The organism is Bacillus sp. C28GYM-DRY-1 (assembly GCF_030519405.1).
GTDB lineage: Bacteria > Bacillota > Bacilli > Bacillales > Bacillaceae > Bacillus > Bacillus spizizenii_A.
On the sequence record NZ_JAUMKF010000061.1, the window covers coordinates 1 to 457 of the forward strand.

Genomic DNA, 457 nt, shown 5'->3' on the forward strand with positions numbered 1-457 from the left:
TCATCCTTACTGTGAATAAAGAGGACCGGCTTTTCGATTTTATCAATGACAGCAAGCGGAGATACTTCACGTGCGCGATAGCCGCCTCTCAGCTTCAAAAAGAAGTCGGCGATAGGAAGCAGGGGCCAAGACGGGAGCCTGTATTCCGCTCTCAGCCGGTAGGCAAGCTGTTCATCAAAACATGCGAACGGACAATCGGCAATATAAAAATCAGCGCCATCGCTGCAGTGTGCACCAGCATAAAGCAGGGCGGTCACAGCTCCCATCGACTCACCGTGAATTCCGATCAATCCGCGATGATTTGTTTTGTTTTTGAGCCAGCTGACAACCTTATTGAGATCATCCTTTTCGTAAAACCCGTAGCTGGTCGTCTTTCCGCCGCTTTGGCCATGCCGGCGATGGTCATAAATGAGCACATTCCAGCCGAGACCAAGAAATAAATGCATATACTTAAGAG

At 49.2% G+C, this 457-nt stretch carries 1 protein-coding gene; it reads right to left on the minus strand.

The window, feature by feature from the left end:
- A partial coding sequence (locus Q3W56_RS20670; protein ID WP_302896700.1) for an alpha/beta hydrolase occupies positions 1–457 on the minus strand: 457 nt, incomplete at both ends.